Below are 17,546 nucleotides of genomic sequence, written 5' to 3'. Positions count from 1 at the left end.
TGGGTTCTTGCGGAGATTTTCCCGTAAGAAATCCAGATTCCTTTGCGCCTTAACCTATCCTGCGGCGTTCAATGCGGTCGATATTGTCAAGCATCATGCCTGTACCGACAGCCACACAATCCATTGGATTGTCAGCAATCAGCACGGGAACCTTCAATTCTTCCATCAACAGCGTTTCGATGCCATGAAGCAAAGCGCCGCCGCCGGTCAAAATGACACCCCGGTCGATGATATCAGCGGATAATTCAGGCGGTGTCCGCTCCAGCACTGATTTTGCAGCGTGGACGATGACATCGATCGATTCTTTAAGTGCCTCTTGCACTTCTGCAGACCGTACAGTAATCGTTCTTGGCAATCCTGAGACCATATCACGTCCGCGGATTTCCATTTCTTCGTCACGTCCGCCCGGGAATACAGTGCCGATGTTGATTTTGATATTCTCGGCAGTACGCTCACCAATTAAAAGTTTATATTCACGTTTAATATAGTTTAATATCTCGAAATCGAACTTGTCACCAGCCATTTTTATAGAGGATGATGTGACGATATCGCCCATTGAAAGTACGGCAACATCAGTTGTTCCGCCACCGATGTCAACGACCATATTCCCGCTTGGCTGGAAAATATCCATGCCAGCGCCAATCGCCGCTACCTTCGGTTCTTCCTCAAGATAGATCTTCTTGCCGCCGCTCTTTTCGGCTGCTTCCCTGATTGCTTTTTGCTCAACGCTTGTAATGTTGGTCGGGCAGCAAATCAGGATTCTTGGTTTGGACAAGAAGCCTTTCACATTCAGTTTATTGACGAAATGCTTCAGCATCGATTCCGTTACATCGAAGTCAGCAATGACCCCATCCCTCAAAGGACGGATGGCCACGATATTTCCCGGCGTACGCCCTACCATCTTGCGGGCCTCCTCGCCGACAGCCAAAACCTTATTCGTGTTTTTATCGATCGCCACAACAGACGGTTCATTCAACACAATACCTCGGCCTTTAACATGAATCAATACATTGGCAGTTCCAAGGTCGATCCCAATATCCCTAGCTAACATTCTTCATTTTTCCTCCTTGATAAACAGCTGGCTGCGGCTGACTAACCCCGTTTTTTTCCAAGTGCTGAAAGCTCTTTTCGATCCAAATGATCCTGTTGTCTGAGTATTTCCAGACGCCGCCGCAATCTACGAACCATATTCTACCCTAATTGTTTATTTTATCATAAGTGTAGTAAATTAGTAACTGGTTGTTGAAAAATTTGGAGTAATTTGTTTCATTTTGTCTACAAGCGAAATTCCTGGATTCTTCTTGATAGGAGAAAAGTCGATGGAGGATGTTCTTATAATGAGCTCTTTACGCGTCAGCCGCCGTTTCCCTAATTGCGCTTATTCATTTTTCAAGAGCGCAAGGAGGATCGATAGAACGAGGCGAAAGCACCGGATATCAGCAATCCATCTTTCGCGCCAGACCATGTCGATGATGAACATGCTTTAGACAGCGGCGGGGTTTACAATGGCGGGGAGTAGGCCGGCAGAGTGGACCCTTCCTTGTTCATGATTGGCCGTCAAGGAACCGGCGTCGATGAAATAGGCGTTTCATGTTCCAAACGAGACTACAGGTTTATTCCAAGCTGCATCGTAGTGAAAAAAAGAGAAGGGATTATCTTATCCCTCTCGCTTGATATGAAAGCTTTCGCTCGGCGTCATCCAGCTTGGAAGCAGTAAAGTTAAGGTAGTTTATGACATTCCTGAGCTCATAGTCATTGCCCATTCTGAAATCAATGAAAGCGATTGAGAGTTTGTCGTCAAGCTCGGCCATTTTCCTTAAGGAATCCAGCCTGCTGTCGACCCGGTTAATTTTATGCTGGATGCTGCTAAGCCGTTCTGCTATCGCCCGTAAATGGCCTGTATTCACTTGAATCATCTCTCTAGCTCCACCTGTGACAGACTTCAGCCACTTTACAAAACCTGCGGTTGTTTTAGCCAGGAAGATTGTGACCTGCTCATTGACCATGTTTTTAAATTCAGCTAGTTTGGTAGCTGCCGCCCTAGCGGAAAGAACCATTTTTTCAAAGAGGTTGTCCATGAATGCATTGATTTGTGCATATATTTTTTGGGTAAATTGTTCAATTGCCATCATTGTATATTCACGAAGGGTAACGGCCATCGTCACAACCAAAATTGCTGCAGCAGCAATGGCAATCGCCTTAACTGTCACTACACCTGCCGCAAGCACAGCAGCCGGGGCAATCATGGTTAAAAGCAATGCGCCTTTCATTAGTCCTTCGAGATTAACCCTTCCATTTATCAAGGCAAACGTCGTTTCTACAAATCCTCCTAATACAGGATTAGGGAGAATCTGGAAACTTTTAGTCAAGTTTGAAACGAAGTGATTGGTGAAGTTTTTCAATTGGTAGTCTTTCCTTCTAAGAGTGCCGTCTTCTTTTACGGCCATATGTCTTAGCGCATGACTGTCCAATAAATATTTTATCGGATCAGACAAACGAAATATCCCTTCGGAAGTCTTCATATTTGTTTCAATGATAATTGGCTTAGTTGGATTATACATCAGTGAGCTTACAACATCATCTTCATTCTGAAACTCATATATTCTGCCTGCCAATTCATTTATTGGTTCTTCATGCTTATTCAAAAACTCCTTATTGAATCCTGGTGCATTAAATGTTCGAATTGCCCAAATTTTTTCCCGTATTTCCGGATCAGCCAGGAATGCCCCACTCAAGGCAACATTGCCGCCTAATGAATGCCCTGCCGATGAAATCACATCATATTTCTTCCCTATCCTGTTGTAGTACTCCATTGCATCTGCTTGCTGAATAGTAGGAACTTCATGCAGAGTATGAAAGTTATTATCCCAATCTGTATTTAAATGTTCAGGTTGATCAAATGGCTCGCTTCCACGCATGACAATCACCGCTTCTTTGTCAGTCGGCTCAATTGTATAGGCCACAAATCCGGAACTTTCGTTTTTATTTGTATAGTCTGCGATTTTCCAGTTGTAATATTTGGATGAGGGGTTTGATAAGAGCATAATACTATCTTTGTATTGATTGAAATCCTCTTCTGAAGAAAAACGCTCCTTTACAAGATCCCAATCAGCTGTTTTTTTTGGTAATAGTTAGCCAACTCACCAACGGTTAACGTTCCTTCTTCTAAATAAATCTGTTGGTTATTTGTTAACTCAATATACGACAAGTGAGAAAGTATGTTGTGTTCATTTTCACTAATTCTGTAGGGCATTTAATTACCCCCTGACTCATTTTCTTCTAAGTTTACTTTAATTTGCTCTAACGATTGTTCTTTTTTTGAATCTTCAATCAAAATAAAGGAATTTGTATAACTTCTTCCTTCAACTTCAAAATAATTATTAACTGAAGTAAGATCAGAATCAGACTTTGCTAACCTGTATTCATTTTCTATATTTCGGAAAATATCCTGGTGAATATAATAAACCCTGACCCCTGCATTTTGCACTCCCATAAACAGAAGGTCATCAGCAAACTGATCAATGTTTTGTGATTCTATATTTTTATCAACTTCCCGATCTCTTTTTGTGAAAATTTCCAACATAACATAAACGTCGGATTTTGATTGATGAATATATTCAGTTAATTTCATATTCTTTTCTTTTAATTTTTCATCCGGAAAGGATATCCCAGCTGAGCTTATATCGCTCTTCACCCAAACATCCTCACCAAAAACAGCCTTCGCCATCTCGAGAGCCTTTACATCCATCTTCTCGGACATCACTACATTCATGTAATCGTCCCAGACTTTATCGAGATCCTTGGTGACTTCCACTTTGAACTTTTTCTCCGGTGCTGTTTTTGGCGACACGATTGCCTTAAGTGTGTTGGTGGTCAAAGTCCCGTAACCGCCGCCGATTTTTTCGACCGTGAACTCTTCACCGTATTTTTCCTTTAGTGATTCTTCAATCCTTTCAGCAGCAGCCTTATCCTGGTCCTGGCAAGCTGCGGCTAGAATCATTGAAAAAATGCCCATAAAAATCAGCACCACCTTCGTTAATTTATTCATCTTCCCACTCCTACCCTAATAAACTCGATATAGCTTCTGCTATATTCCCTGGTATTTGCCTGAAATATCACGAAGTTTTGCTGAGCACCTTTCAGCTCCAATCCCTTTGCACTTTTTTAGATCATGTGCTGCTTGCTCAAGCTCCCTGGAAATTTTATTCAGCTCTGCAATGAAACCTTATTTCAATCCACTCCCATCCTTGACAGTTAGAATTTTGTACCCCAGCTAGCCATCCCTGTCTTTTGCAATAAGAAAAGTGAAGCACGAGAACCGTCCCCGTGCTTCACTTCTTGGTTATTCTTCTTGTGGAGCGGGGGAACCGTCTCCGTGCTTCCTTCTGCGTAGGGCCATGGTGGTGGCTGCGCCGATGAGTCCGATGATGCCTGCGATTGTGCCGCCGAGGAGTGGTTTGTTTTCGTATAGCTTGATGAGGGCTCCTTTTTCGACGATTTCAAATGGAATGGTGGTGGTTGTTTCGTTCCCTGCTTCGTCATATGCTTTTACTTTGATTTCGTACTTTTTGATTTCTGCAAGGGTCGTTTTGATCACCTTGTATCCATTTTCCTCTACGACCTCGCCATTGAAATCTTTTCCGTTGATTGTTACGGATTTCAGGACATCATTTGGGTTATCGAGACGGATGGCGATGTCCACTGGATCATGGTATTTCCCGCCTTTTTTGATGCCCTCGTACACGACCTTCGGGGCAGTCTTGTCAATGATGAACTCAACGCTCAGCTGCTGGATGTTGCCTGCCTTATCCTTGACCTCGAAGAACATGACATGCTTTCCTTCTTCCGTAATCAGCTCACCGGCTTCGTACGGCTTGCCGTCCAGCATCATCGCGATGATGTCATAGGCGCTCATGTCCTCGATCAGGAGCTCTGGCAATAGATCGGTATTGAAGTACTTATCCGAAATTGGCTCCTTGAATTTGATGATTGGTTTTGTTTTATCGATTGTGAAAACAATCGTCCTGGAAGTCACGTTTTTGGCAAGGTCTGTGACAACTGCCTTTAAAATGTAATCCTGTTCGTATTGAAGCTTCGTTCCATTTGCGAACGGCTTGCCATTCAATGTGACCGATGTCTTGCCCTTGTCGAGATGGACGTCTGAATACGTTACCGTTGGGGCGATATTCTTGTTGAAATAGCCATCCAGCACGCCCGTGATGCTCAAGAGCGGTTTTGTCGTATCGATTGTAAAGCTGATTTCAAGGGTGGATTCGTTGCCCGCCTTATCCCTTGCCAGTACCTTGTAGTTGTAGGCCATTTCCCTGACTGCCACCGGGATTTTGTTTTTCAGGTTCGGTCCATTGTTAAGGGTCGCTGAAACAATCATGTCCTCTGCTTCATCCAACGCGAATTCTGGAGTGAAGACTTCATTGATATATTCCCCATTTTTAATGACGCGGTTCTGTCCCTTGAACTTTGGCGTGATCACTGGTTTCGTCTTGTCGATTGTGAATTTCATTGTCTGGCTGTAGCTGTTGTCAGCCTTGTCAGTCGCTTCGACAAGAATAGTGTATTCGCCCTCGCCGCTAAAATTGTGGCTTAGTGACGCCGTATCGCCTTTGACATTGAAACCCCCGACCCCGTACGCACGGCCGTTTCTTGTGACAGATATTTTGTTTATATCAAGGTTCACATCCTTGATTGTCACGTTTACAGGCTTATCAACGTTATAGTAGGCATTATTCTCCACACCGGTAATCTGGATCGCTGGCTTCACTTTGTCGACAGTGAAGGTCATCTTCTTCGTTATCGGCCCATTTCCGGCTTTATCCTCCGCTGTTGCAAGGATGGTGTAAAGTCCATCCCTGGTAAAATTGTAGCCCAGCTTCGAGAGCTTTCCGCTGTTGGACCAGGTGCCGATATTGAACGGAGCACCATCTTTGGTTGCTGAAATGCTGACATTATTCGTTTGATAATTCAGCTCGTCGATTGAAATCGTTACGTTCCTACCAGTTGGATTGAACGAATTATTCTCGACTCCTTCAATTTTCACAACTGGATTGGTCTTGTCGATAATGAACGCGATCCTGTCATGCTTTTTGCTGTTCCCGGCCTTGTCGGTCGTGTTCAGGTCAATCACATAGCTGCCTTCCTGGGAGAAGGTGAAGTCCCTGGCTGCAGCGGTTTGGCTGATCCTTGCCAGAGCGCCAATGCTATATGGTTTGCCGTTGCGCTCAACCTTCAGATTGGTTTTCGACAGGTCCATATTGCGATCGGACACCCTCACGCTGACCGGCCTGTCGCTCCGGTAGTGGTCGTTGTCATCGACTCCGGTGATGCTTAGGTCTGGATCGATGTAGTCAAGGGTGAAGACAAGTGTCTTGGTATCACCCATATTTCCTGCAGCGTCTGTTGCTTTGACTGTAATCTCATACTCGCCGTCACGGTCAAAGTGATAGGATAACTCAGAAAGCTCCTTGTCGTTTTTCCATGCACCGATTGGAAAGCTTTCTTTCTTTCCATCGACATCCACTTTTCTCGTAACCTCGATTTCTACTTTGTTATTCGCATAGTTGTGCTCTTCGACTTCGATTTTTAGTTGCTTGTCATTCTTGTAGTAGGCACCATTTTTCACGCCAGTGATATCAATCTTTGGCTTGATGTTGTCGACGGTGAAGGAAAGCTTTTTTGCCGTCGCTTTATTTTTAGCGCGGTCTTCCGCTTCGACGATGATATGATAATCGCCATCCTTATTGAAGGTATGATTCAATTCAGATATTTCGCCTGTTTTATCCCAACCACCTAAATCATAAGGTTTTCCATCTTTTGTCGCTTTGATGGTCACTTTGTTGTGCTCGAAGTTATGCTCGGTTACCTTCACTTTGACAGACTTGCCCTTTTGAATGAAGTCACCTTCGGTTATATCCGTTACCAAATCAATAACCGGCCTTGTCCCATCGATTGTGAAGTTGATAGGGCCAAGTTCGCTTACATGCCCAAAGAGATCGGTGGTGGCCAACTTGATTTCATAATCGCCTTCGTCCTTGAAGCTTAACTTTTTGATCGCTTTCTTAAGCCCGCCTTTAGTTAAAATCTCCCACTCATCGTTTCCGATATCAAAAGGCTTCCCGTCTTTGAGGACTTCTAATTTCGTTTTTCCAAGAACGAAAGTTAAATCCTCGATCACTAATTCAAGATTTTCAAGCTCTTGATAGTGGCCTCCTTCTTCGACGCCCTTGATAAACAGCTGAGGCTTCGTGTTATCGATAGTGAATTTCACATCATTTTTGGTCGTTACACGTCCGGCTTTGTCTGTCGCTGTGATTTCGAAGGAATATTCGCCGTCTTCATCAAAAATATGTGTTGCGACAACATCTTTTCCAGTAATGGCAGACAACAAGGTTCCATTCCTGTAGACTTTCATGCTCGTATTCTTCCAGTCGATGTACCTGTCGGTTACATCAACCGTCAATTCATAAAATTTCTTTTTATCCTTGCCCTCTTTTTCAACAGCAGTCGCTGTGAGGATCGGATCGTTTTTATCAATGGTGAAAGTCACCGGTGGATGAGAACTCTTGCGATTCTTTCCATCTGTCGAGTTCAAGTCAACCGTATAGGTTCCTTCCCGGGTAAAATTGTGCGTGACGGATGCACTGAATAGATTGTGGACAAAATCACCGATTGGATATAGGTCTTTATCCTTTGTAACGGTAAGCTCGGCATTAACAATGCTTATATCTTTTACTGAGAAAGTCAGTTCCTTATCCGTCTTAAAATGCTTTCCGTCCACATCTTCCGAAATAGAGAGGATGGGGCCCTGTTTATCGATTTTAAAAGTAACGCTTTCCTGCTGGGCTTTATTGCCGGCCGCGTCCGTTGCGGCCAAGGTGACGGTATACTTCCCCTCGCCAGTAGTTTGATATTTGGCTTGTCCACCTTTCACTTCAACGGAGTCCGTTGTGACCTTGCCATCGATATCGGTCTTCTCAATCGTGAATTTGGCGCTGCCAAAATTCGGTTCATCAACCGTCGCGTTAACTTCTTTGTCGTTTTCATAAAATCCGCCCTCTTCCACATCCAGGATTGCTAGCTTTGGAGCAGTTTTGTCGGCAGTGAAGGTAAAGGAAGGCAAGGTATGTTCCACGCCCATTGCATGTTTTTCTCTGACCTTCACCTGAAATTTATATTCAGCATCACCTGGAGTTAGATAGTTTAGCGAGGCTTCCCAGTCTTTGGCAGGAAAGGTTTGGGTTTCGATATTTTCCCCGTCTTTAAAGACAGTGACGGTCGCACTGACGATCTTGATCTTGCTTGAAATTTCAAGATCAATACTGTCCGTCTTTGAAACTTCGCCATTCATAAGCTGTTTTCCGCCTGTTGAAACAGTCAATTCAGGGGCTTTCTTACGGATCGCAAAGTTCAACTGCTGCTGGGCGCTTTCATTCCCGGCCTTATCCGCTGCTTTTACGGTAAAAATGTACTCGCCATCCTCGCTAAAAGCATAAGACTTGTTCTTCGCTGTTCCCCAATCCCCAACTTTGTATGGACTGCCATTTCTCGAAACCGTAACATCAACCTTGTTGGAATCAAAATTCTCTTCGATGACTTCAACATTGATTTTGACATCCTTGTTTGTAAGAACGCCATTTTCCACACCCGTTAATTTTACATCGGGAGGGGTTGCATCACGGGTGATGCTGAATGTCTTGGTTCCCGCTTTCAGTTTCCATTGATCATCTTCCTTGAATGCGACTGTGATATTGAGCTTTCCATCTGCAGCAAAAGGGATGGAAACCTGGTATTTTCCAGCAAAATCAGTACCGCCTATTTTAACGTACTCAATATTGCCAACACTTTTGCCGTCATTCACAGCCGTAATGTCAAACGGCCGCTCAACATTCTGGCCTTGAAGCTTCGCCTTGTCAAAATCAGCACTGAGGTCGACAGTGAATGTGACAGGCTTGCTGCTTGTCTGCCACTCCTTATTGAATGATTCCGCCATGTTCCATTCCTGGCCCTGGAATACAATAATCTTGTCTACATTTGTTAATGTCGAAAGTGCCCTGTCATTAAACACCAATACAGACGCGATCAGCACTAACACAATCGGGATAACGACAGCCCATTTGCTGGCTGGGCGTTTTTTCTTTTTCCTTGGCTCGAGCATTTTTTTGATTCTCCTTTTATATGATGGTCTCCGAGTGGACGACCACGATATCCACTTGTTTTTTAAAGCGTGGTTCTTCTTCATGTGTGAGCACAGATGTTTCATTGAATTCGTCCAGTAATGTTGTCTCGTCGGGGTCGGCTGTCAGGACGGATGTTTCTCCCCAATCCTCCAGCATCGTTGTTTCTGCCGGGTGGCTTGGTGTCGTTCCTGGTGCCTGGTGCATCGATGATAAAAGGGTGGTCGGAGCGACTCCCTGTTTCTTGTTCTCGGTCAATAGAGCAGTCGGCTCGAAGCTTGCCTCGCTCATCAACGCAGTTGGTTCCACCGGCCCGCTTAGCATTTTCTCTGTAGGATCCACAGCATAGGCAACAGCCACTTCCAACTCAACGTTTTTGCGGACATTGATTTCCTTTGTGACCGGCTTCGTGCCCGTCGTTCCGTCCTTTCCTGGCTTCCTGCCTGCTCCAGGAAATTTGCGCCCGGTCAAATCAGTGATCACCTGTGGGATATTGAGTTTTACATAGACAAGGATGGCAACCACAAGCGCAATGGCCGCACCTGCCATGCCTCCGTAAAACATGATTTGATATTCCAATTTCTTCACTGCCTTCTGTTAGTGAATTTTTGAAGCAGGGGGACGGTTCTTCTGCTTCATGAAGCAGAAGAACCGTCCCCCTGCTTCGCCCCCTGCTTCGCCCCCTGCTTCGCCCCCTGCTTCGCCCCCTGCTTCGCCCCCTGCTTCGCCCCCTGCTTCGCCCCCTGCTTCGCCCCCTGCTTCGCCCCCTGCTTCGCCCCCTGCTTCGCCCCCTGCTTCGCCCCCTGCTTCGCCCCCTGCTTCGCTGCTTTATTTGATGTTGAGGTTTTGCATTCTTCTGGTTAGTTTTTTGTAGGCTTCGTTGTTGGCTGCGTCTTTTAGGTTGCTGGCTTTTTGGTAGATTGTTTTTGCCTGGGTGTAGTTGCGTTTGCTTTCTTCTTTGGCCTGTTCGATGTCGAGCAGGAGGTTGCCTAGTTTTACATGGGCGTTGATGCTTTCAGGGAACTTTTTCAGCGTGGTGTTGAATTGTTCTGCTGATCGTGAGAATTCTCCCATTTCCTGATAGATGACACCGATTCTGACAAGGATCTCTTCCTGGTCCTCCGCGTTCAGATCCAGCAGGTTGTTATAATGCTCGATTGCCATTTCGAAGTCATTGCGGGCACTTTCCTTATCGGCTGAGTTTACTCCGCGGCTGTAGTAGGCCTGGGCGATCTTCTGCTCGAACTCCATTTCATATTTGAATTGGAGCTGTTCGTTCTCCAGCTTGGCAAGCACATCCTTTGCTTTCTTGATGACGTCGATCGCCTGGGAGTTCGCTTCAGGAATCTGGCTTTTATAGGAAATATAGATATTGGCGAGAGAATTATAGTTATCGATCTTCTTTCGGTCATTTGGCAGCCCATCGTTGTATTGATAGAACGCCTGCAGGTCGCTGGCAAACTTCGTATAGTCGACATTCAGGCTGCTCATCGTCGTGGCAAGCGATTTGTAATATTGGGCATCCGGAAGTTCTTTTGCATCGACTTGCTGAAAGTATTTCAACGCGGAGTTGTAATCCCGCTTCACATCAAAATAGGTCATCCCCATCTTGAATAGCACTTCATCGTTCTTGTGGACCTGCCCGTATTTGTCTTGTATGTAGGATTCCAGCTTGGCGAGTCCGATGTCTGTCTCGTCCCTATTAATATATAAATCCAGTAAGTTGATATAGGCTTCAGGACGCTCGTTGTCTACTGTAGTAATCGCGTGCTCAAGCTTTGCGATCGCTTCGCTTTCCTTGCCGTCCATCAAGGATATGCCAGCCTGGTTGACGAGCTTCATATAATCCTTGAACTGTTCATTTTTCATGCTTTTATAGCCAAAAACGGATGTGGCTGAAAAGGAAAGGAACAGGATAGCCGGAATCAGGAACATCGAGAGCCTCTTCATGAGCATATTTTTATAGCCCTTCGTCAGCCTGTTGATGTGCTCCAGGTCATAGCTTAGCTCTTCGCAAATCTGGTAACGGTTGGCCGGCTCGGCCTGCGTACACTTGTTGATGATATGCTCGAGACCTTCGGGAAGGGATGAATCCCATTCGCGGATCGGCCTGATTTCAAACGGCGGCTCGCTCAGGTTTTTCCCGGTCACCAGGTGGTAAAGGGTAATGCCCAGGCTGTAGATGTCGGTCCTTGCATCCGTCTGCCTGCCAGAAATCTGCTCAGGCGCCGCGTAACCCTTTGTCCCGAGGTTGGTTGTGTCGGACAGGTTCTCGGTCTTGAATTCACGCGCGATTCCGAAGTCAATCAGCTTGATTTTTCCTTCAGGCGTCAGCATGACATTGTCGGGTTTCATATCACGGTAAATGATCGGATAGGGTTGGCGGGAATGGAGGTATCCCAGTACATCGCTCAGCTGCTTCGCCCATTCGATGACCTCTTTCGCAGGAATCTTGCCATCCCGCTTCAGCCGATCCTTCAGGGATTCCCCTTCGATATAGTCCATCACCACGTAAATGTCGCCTTCCGATTCGATGATGTCGTATATCTTTGGCAGCGAACCATGGTCGAGCTTTTTCAGCATGTTCGCTTCGACAACAAGGCTGTTGATCAGAAGCTCGTTGTTGCTGTTGCTGCGCTTGCGGATATCCTTTACCACCAGCGATTTGTTCAGCCGGTTGTCCATCGCCAGGTAGACAACGCTCATACCACCGCGTCCGATCTCCTTCAGTATTTCGTATCGATCATCAATGATTGTGCCTATTTTAATCAAGGTTACTCCCCCACTACATCACTTTCGTCAACAAGACCGAAATATTATCTGTTTCCTGGCGCTGTTTCACAAGCTCGACTAGTTCGACAATCTTATCCTTCATCCTTGTTTCATCGGGAAGATGGCGCGGATTCAGGTTGACATGTATTTCTTCTTCAGCGATTTCATGGTAAAAGCCATCGGTACAGAGCATATACAGGGTGCCGGCCCTCACTTCCCCGCTGGTAATCACGACATCGATCTTTTTCGTGGCGCCGACGCATTGGAGCAGCACGTTCCTGCGCGGGTCGATCCTCGCCTGTTCCGCGGTAATGTTGCCGCGCTTCAATTCCCTTTCCACCAGTGTCTGGTCTTCCGTCAGCTTTGTGATCCTGTCGTTGATGCTGTACGCCCTGCTGTCCCCGATCTGGATGATGAAGTAGCTGGAATAATGGATGAACAGCGCTGTAATCGTCGTCCCAAGTTTTGTATTCGAGGCTTCCCCGTATTGGATGATTTTTTCATTCAGCTCGCGGATACGTTCGGCCAAAGCTTTCGGAATTTCTTTTCCAGCCCCTTCTGTTTCGAGGATGTCCGGCAGTTCGTTATCGAACCAGTCTGAAAGGCCCCTTACAACCGTTGCGCTCGCCAGCTCTCCATGTGAAAGACCGCCCATGCCGTCACAGATAGCAAACAGGCCAATTTCTCCGTCCGGGGTCTTTGCTGTCTTCAGCAGCAATCCGTCCTGGTTCGTTTTTTTCTTGATTCCGATGTCGGTATAGTACGCCACTTGAAATGCCATTGTTGTTTCCTCCATTAATACAGCCTGAATATGAATTCTTCATTGGCCAGCTTGATCCTATCCTCATGCTTGATTTTGATCCGTTCCTTCGGTGATACCTTCACACCATTGACAAAGCTGCCATTTGTCGAATGATTGTCTTCAAAATAATATTCACCATCGTTTGAGATCAGGTGGGCATGGACCCTCCCGATCACTTTATTGTCAGAGGCGAAGTCCGCTCTCATCGGGTCACGGCCGATTTTGAAAAAATCCTTGGCAATCGTGATTTTTTCGTTTCTTCCGACCGCCAGCAAAAATGGCCTTGGCGTCGTGTGTCCGAGTGTTGTCGTGCCCTCTTCCTCGTCGTCAGGGAACACGCCAAGGACGGTCGTTCCCTCGTTTTCCTCATCCTGCTTGTGGTGGGAGAGAGCCGGCTGGATATTGATTGCTGTTGCCCCTAATGAAGCGGCGTCCTTCAGCAGCGAGTTGTTCTCATCTACCTCCGCCCGCGTGATTCGCTTGTAATTGACTTCTTCCTCGATTTCCAGCTTCCGTCCAGTTTTGACATCCTTCTTTTGGCTGCTATATTCAGAGGTCAGGACTCCATTTTCAAGGCTCGTCTTGACATTGTGAATTTCGCTTCCTGGGCTGTAAAAATGAGGCTGTATAGCCGGTGTTGCTGTTTCTGCCTTCGGCTCGCTTTCCGGAAGGCCTGATTCCGTTTTGAACAATTGCTCCGGAAGCTTCGTCGGCTTCATAAGCAGGCTGTCCGATTCGGCTGCGATTTCGTTCAATTTCTCCAGCAGTCCTGCTGGTGTGATCTCCCCGGCTTCAGCAAGGTAATTATGGAACTTGACGAAAAAGGAAGGATCACCGTTTCCATCATATGGAGCCGAATACAGCAATTCTTTTAGAAAGTCTTTAAGTGATACCTTTTCAAAAACATTATTTTTTAAAGGAAGGTAGATAAAAACTAATCTATTTGAAAAATTATCAATAAAGATTTGCTGCTGGCTGAACACGAAATTCGCAGGATCCAGGCCGTTTTGCTCTGCATCCGCCAGCGTCTCGGCAATGTTCAGGAAGCTGCTGTACAACTTCTCCTTCGTCGCGGTAGTGGAATTCCAATATTCAAGTGTCACATCGGAAATCAGGTCATAACGCAGGTAGCAGCAATCACCCTCAAGCAGCGCAGCACACGGAAGAACCCCCGGAATCCGGCTTCCCCTCAGCTGCTCCACTTGCCCAGCGTCAATCTCCTCCTTGCTCCCCGCCTCAAAATAAAGAAACTTTGAGATGCCATAGCTTTCTAATTTCAGTTCCACATATTTGATCATTGCGTTTCGACTCCAATTTTTGAATTTATGCGTGATTTGATTCATTTTTGCTGATGAAATCCGCTCAACGTTTCCGCAAAAGGTCAGGTTTTTGCAGTTGTTAGCTTTTTTTATTGAAAATATCGTTTTTTTCCATTGTGACTGGGTATCTCACCAATAAGAGCTTCCTAGTTGAACCGGTTTAATCCCAGGTGAGCGCGGTTTTATCCCTGTTGAGTGCGGTTTAATCCCTGTTGAGTGCGGTTAATCCCTGTTGAACCGGTTAATCCCTGTTGAGCACAGTTTAATCCCTGTTGAACGCAGGTTAATCCCTGTTGAGCGCGATTTAATCCCTGTTGAGACCGGTTTAATCCCTGTTGAGCGCTTTTTAATCCCTGTTGAGCGCGGTTAATCCCTGTTGGGCGCAGGTTTATCCCAGTTGGGACCGGGTTAATCCCTGTTGAACGCTTTTTAATCCCTGTTGAGCGCGATTTTATCCCTGTTGGGACCGGTTTAATCCCTGTTGAGCGCGATTTAATCCCTGTTGGGACCGATTTAATCCCTGTTGAGACCGGTTTAATCCCTGTTGAGCGCAGGTTTATCCCTGTTGAGTGCGGTTTAATCCCAGTTGAACCGGTTAATCCCTGTTGAGCACAGTTTAATCCCTGTTGAGACCGGTTTAATCCCTGTTGAGTGCAGGTTTATCCCTGTTGAGTGCAGTTTAATCCCTGTTGAGTGCGGTTTAATCCCTGTTGAGCGCGGTTAATCCCTGTTGGGCACAGTTTAATCCCAGTTGGGACCGGTTTAATCCCTGTTGAGCGCAGGTTAATCCCTGTTGAGACCGGTTTAATCCCTGTTGGGCACAGTTTAATCCCAGTTGGGACCGGTCTAATCCCTGTTGAGCGCGGTTAATCCCAGTTGAACCGGTTAATCCCTGTTGAGCACAGTTTAATCCCTGTTGAGACCGGTTTAATCCCTGTTGAGTGCGGTTTAATCCCTGTTGGCCCCTTTTTGAGTTGGGTTACCGCAGCCGCACTTTTCAATGGGCTGGGACCGTTCCTGAGGGAGCGATTTTAAAGGAAGGGCAAACTGCGCATGCTGCTTGCCCCCCTACCCCTCTTACTTGAAAGAACTTGCGTTGTTGTTGATGGCTGTTTCAGCCGTGTTGTAGTTGGTGACGGTGTTATCCAGGAACTTGGCATAACTGTCGACTACTTGGCGGTACTCTTCGAAACGTGGAGCAAGTGCGTTGAATTTACCCCTGATGGTTTCAGAAGAATCAGAATTCCAGGAAGATGAAAGGGAGTTCATGTCCTTCTTGATTTCTTCTAGTCTTGTAGACAATTGCTGGTTCAGGTTGCGGATTTGGCCCGCGGTTTTGCTGACCTCGCCAAGCGAGATTTTGATTCCTTCTCCTGCCAATGTATTTCACCTCCTGCGTTATGTGATGGATTAGTTGCTTAATCGCTTAGCTTGGTTGATTACCTCTGATTGAGTGTCGCGGTATGTCTTGGCACTCATTTTCAGGAAATCAGAGTATTGTCTCATCAAGGTGGTCATCTTGTGGAAATCATCCATGAAGCCTTTGATTTGAGAGACGTATGCCATGTTATCGGTTCCCTGCCAAGCAGAGCCCATTGCTTCGACCTCTGTGTATAGGGCCTTGTAGGTTCTTTCATAGTCAGCTGCCTGCTGTTCAATCCTGCTTGCGGTAGTTTCAAGTTTCCCTGGTTCTACCATGATGGATCTCGCCATTCGTATCACCTCCTTTATAGCGGGTTTTATATGAACTCTTGTAAAAGAGGAATCTTTTACAAAAGAGCCATAGGTATTAGATTCTTCTCATTTGATTGCTTACATATCGGTATTTTTCCGCGGAGTTCCGCAAACCGGAAGCGCATTTAACGGAACCGATGCCTTTGAATTCATGGCCGATGCCTTGTGCGATTCCTTCGAGTTCCCTGGCGATCGCGTTCGCTTCCGTTGCGATTCTATTAATCTTGCTTTTCACTTTAGGGTTCATAGTCCCAGCCTCCTATTCGTTCGCAGGATTCCCTACTTTAGCGTATTGGCCATTCCAGCCAGGTACCTTTCATTACGGTCGAGGAGCTCGGCTGTACGGTTAAGGTAGGCAATGCTATCCGGGATTCTTCCATCAAATGAAAGACTGATATCCGCTTTGAGCACATTATCAAGACCCAGTATGCCTGCCTCCAAGTACAAATCATCAATCATGTCTCTAAGCTGTTGGGTGCGGCGCTGCAGCGCGCGAAGCCGATTCGAGTAGTAATATAGGCGCGAAACGTCAACTCTAATAAATGGCTCGACTGGATTGCTGCCACCTGTTATGAACTTGATGGCTCTTGAAATAATGGATCTGGTGCTCTGGGCAACGGTGTCAAAGAATCTTCTTGCATCCGCCACCAGGTCGCGGCCGAAATTTTGCAGCCTGGATATGAATTGCAGCGCCTGGTCCCTCACATAGTTGGCTGCATTCACCATTCCCTGGTAGGTGTTATAGACAATATTCAGTGCAGCGCTGCTGACTACCATCGCTGCCTCCCTTGCCCAGTTGATCGCGGTTACAGCCGTATCTCTCCCCCAATCAACGAGTGTATTTCCAATATAGGCGACTGTGCTGCCGATCGAGTAGTAAAGGTCGCGAGCAATGTCGGTGATCATCCATTCATCCGCGCCGCGTGTACTGACAAAGCTGCCATCAGGATTGAAATCGACGCTTGTTTCATAATGCGGATAAAATGGATTAGCATAGTCTCCATGATTTTTATTGAGTTTCACAATCTTATCGACATAGGGGGCATATCCAAGGTGCGATACGAAATCTCCTTCGTATGTGATGAAGGTGAAACTGTCGCCCTTCAATGCCTCTTTCTGGTCATCGGTTAGGCTGAACCACCATAAGGGTGCACCGTTGACCACGTAGGCATCCACTTTCTCCCCATAGTTATTCACATAGACATGTGAGCTGATATTGCCGCCTTTGGAGTGGCCATATATCGTGATGTGACCCGACACATCGGCCATATGGGCATCATAGAATTTCATCGCTTCCTTATGCTGCTGCGTTTCAATTCCAATCCCTGCGATAACATTCCCTGTCCAGTCTGTCTTTATATGGTCCCAATCCCCCATCGACTCACTCCCTCTGAACAGGACAGCGCCATTGCCATCACTGTCCTTGATGGAATATGCTACAAGCCCTGATTCAGACTTCCCGTTTGAATTGTTCGCTTCATTGGGGTTGTTGTTATCATAGCCTGTCACTTTAATGGAATGAAGCGGGGAGTTCTTGTTTTCTTCCAGATATGCCTGGATGTTGGCCATCCGCTCATTATCAACATCAATCCCGCTTTCTTCAATTTCATTCAGGATTACATGGATATTACGCGGCTTTGTTTCACTCACTTCAAATTTTGGAGGAATATCCAAATAGGACAGCTGCATGAGAATGTTCTTTTCCTTTTCAGTCAAGTTTTTTAAAGACAT

At 46.1% G+C, this 17,546-nt stretch carries 13 protein-coding genes; all 13 read right to left on the bottom strand.

Annotated elements, in window-relative coordinates; translation table 11 throughout:
* Window positions 1-49: 49 nt before the first annotated feature.
* On the bottom strand, window positions 50-1,051 hold the full coding sequence (gene mreB, locus JJQ88_RS04100; RefSeq protein ID WP_210364465.1) for a rod shape-determining protein: 1,002 nt from the start codon (window positions 1,049-1,051) through the stop codon (window positions 50-52).
* A gap of 601 nt (window positions 1,052-1,652) precedes the next feature.
* Window positions 1,653-3,044, bottom strand: a complete 1,392-nt coding sequence (locus tag JJQ88_RS04095) for an Mbeg1-like protein (protein ID WP_210364464.1) — start codon at window positions 3,042-3,044, stop codon at window positions 1,653-1,655.
* 50 nt (window positions 3,045-3,094) lie between these two features.
* On the bottom strand, window positions 3,095-3,253 hold the full coding sequence (locus JJQ88_RS04090) for a hypothetical protein (protein ID WP_210364463.1): 159 nt from the start codon (window positions 3,251-3,253) through the stop codon (window positions 3,095-3,097).
* The gene (locus JJQ88_RS04085) at window positions 3,254-4,048 is read right to left on the bottom strand and encodes a hypothetical protein (RefSeq protein ID WP_210364462.1); all 795 of its coding nucleotides are present in this window, start codon (window positions 4,046-4,048) and stop codon (window positions 3,254-3,256) included.
* A 294-nt stretch (window positions 4,049-4,342) separates the two neighbouring features.
* Window positions 4,343-9,169 (bottom strand): Ig-like domain-containing protein, encoded by a 4,827-nt coding sequence (locus tag JJQ88_RS04080; protein WP_210364461.1) that lies wholly within the window; start codon window positions 9,167-9,169, stop codon window positions 4,343-4,345.
* 16 nt (window positions 9,170-9,185) lie between these two features.
* Complete coding sequence (locus tag JJQ88_RS04075) at window positions 9,186-9,776, bottom strand: hypothetical protein (RefSeq protein WP_210364460.1); 591 nt, start codon at window positions 9,774-9,776, stop codon at window positions 9,186-9,188.
* A gap of 240 nt (window positions 9,777-10,016) precedes the next feature.
* Window positions 10,017-11,960 carry a serine/threonine-protein kinase gene (locus tag JJQ88_RS04070; RefSeq protein ID WP_210364459.1) on the bottom strand — a complete coding sequence of 648 codons (1,944 nt, stop codon included), beginning with the start codon at window positions 11,958-11,960 and terminating at the stop codon, window positions 10,017-10,019.
* Between the two features lie 13 nt (window positions 11,961-11,973).
* Entirely contained in the window at window positions 11,974-12,741 is a 768-nt protein-coding gene (locus JJQ88_RS04065) for a PP2C family protein-serine/threonine phosphatase (RefSeq protein WP_210364458.1), read from the bottom strand.
* Between the two features lie 14 nt (window positions 12,742-12,755).
* Complete coding sequence (locus JJQ88_RS04060; RefSeq protein ID WP_210364457.1) at window positions 12,756-14,060, bottom strand: FHA domain-containing protein; 1,305 nt, start codon at window positions 14,058-14,060, stop codon at window positions 12,756-12,758.
* A gap of 1,098 nt (window positions 14,061-15,158) precedes the next feature.
* Window positions 15,159-15,461 carry a pore-forming ESAT-6 family protein gene (locus JJQ88_RS04055; protein WP_210364456.1) on the bottom strand — a complete coding sequence of 101 codons (303 nt, stop codon included), beginning with the start codon at window positions 15,459-15,461 and terminating at the stop codon, window positions 15,159-15,161.
* Between the two features lie 30 nt (window positions 15,462-15,491).
* The gene (locus JJQ88_RS04050; RefSeq protein WP_210364455.1) at window positions 15,492-15,794 is read right to left on the bottom strand and encodes a WXG100 family type VII secretion target; all 303 of its coding nucleotides are present in this window, start codon (window positions 15,792-15,794) and stop codon (window positions 15,492-15,494) included.
* Between the two features lie 76 nt (window positions 15,795-15,870).
* Window positions 15,871-16,062, bottom strand: a complete 192-nt coding sequence (locus JJQ88_RS04045; RefSeq protein ID WP_210364454.1) for a hypothetical protein — start codon at window positions 16,060-16,062, stop codon at window positions 15,871-15,873.
* Between the two features lie 32 nt (window positions 16,063-16,094).
* A complete protein-coding gene (locus JJQ88_RS04040) occupies window positions 16,095-17,546 on the bottom strand; it encodes a Tle-like phospholipase domain-containing protein (RefSeq protein WP_210364453.1) in 1,452 nt (483 codons plus the stop codon).

The sequence above is a fragment of the Bacillus sp. REN3 genome (assembly GCF_017912555.1).
Lineage (GTDB): Bacteria > Bacillota > Bacilli > Bacillales > Cytobacillaceae > Mesobacillus.
Note: the sequence above shows the minus strand (reverse complement) of the source record. Positions and strands in the feature narration are given on the sequence as shown.